Source organism: Burkholderia sp. B10, assembly GCF_004368385.1.
Lineage (GTDB): Bacteria > Pseudomonadota > Gammaproteobacteria > Burkholderiales > Burkholderiaceae > Burkholderia > Burkholderia vietnamiensis.
Genome location: NZ_PQMX01000172.1, coordinates 1 through 1,167, shown reverse-complemented (window position 1 = coordinate 1,167; position 1,167 = coordinate 1). Strand labels below are relative to the sequence as shown.

The 1,167-nt window shown below is 66.3% G+C and carries 1 protein-coding gene; it reads right to left on the bottom strand.

Translation table 11 applies throughout. The features are described 5' to 3' along the window. The coding region (istA, locus tag C3Y15_RS31435; RefSeq protein WP_124260317.1) for an IS21 family transposase at positions 1-1,167 on the bottom strand (1,167 nt) is incomplete at both ends.

The following is a 1,167-nucleotide window of genomic DNA, read 5'->3' as shown; positions in this document are numbered from 1 at the left end:
GTGACGAACGGAGCGCCGTTGCGCAACGCGCCGGGTTTGCGCTCAACCAGCGTGATGTAATGGCGCCAGTCGTAGAAGGTCATGTGCCGCTCGAAGCTGCGTTCGTGGCGTGCGATCTCCTGGGCGTCGGCGACGACGCTGAGATATGCCGGATAGCAGCGCACGCTCACCAGCTGGTTCGTATACTCGGTGGGCACGCTGTAGCGGTTGCGCTGAAAGTGGATGAGGCTGGTCGACGACACCCGCAGCGTCTGCTCGACATAGCCGTCGAACGGGCGTGGATTGGGCATCAGCCTGGTGCGCTCGTCCTGCAGCACGTCCTCGACCGTCAGCTCGGGCCACTGCGGGTGCCGCATCTGCCAGGCCTGACGACACTGGCCCGCGACCCATTCGTTCAGAAGCTCCAGCGTTTCCCAGCGTCGTAGCGCAGCCTCGTGCCAGATCTGGCGGCGCCGGTCCTGCACGTTCTTCTCAACGATGCCCTTCTCCCAGCCGGCGGCACGGTTGCAGAATTCCGGCTCGAACAGGTAATGGCCGCACATTGCCTCGAAGCGGGCGTTGACCGCGCGCTCCTTGCCGCGGCCGACCTTGTCCACGGCGGTCTTCATGTTGTCGTAGATGCCGCGGCGCGGCACGCCGCCGAACGCGGCGAATGCGCGGGCGTGCGCATCGAACAGCATCTCGTGACTCTGGGTCGGATAGGCGACCAGCCAGAACGCCCGGCTGGCATTGAGCTTGACGTGGGCGACCTCCAGGCGTCGCCGCAACCCGCCGATGAAGGCGTATTCGCAGCTCCAGTCAAACTGGAATGCTTCGCCGGGTTCGAAGGCCAGCGGTACATAGGCCTTCCTGCGCGGTGCTTCAGCCTGCTCCTCGTGCCAGCGTCTCACGAAGGCGCTGACGCGGCCGTAGCTGCCGGCGTAGCCCTCGCCGCGGATGGCCTCGAACATGAACCGGGCCGTGCGCCGGTCACGCTTCGGGCGATGACTGTCTGCCCGCAGCCAGCCCGTCAGTTGCGCGGCCCACTCGTCGACGACGCTCGGGCTGACGCGCTTCGGGTACTTCGGCTCAACGGCATCCGTTTGCCGAAGCCAGCTGCGCACCGTGTTCCGGGACAGGCCCGTGCGCCTCGCAATCTCGCGCAGCGGGACCTTCTCGCGGAAATAC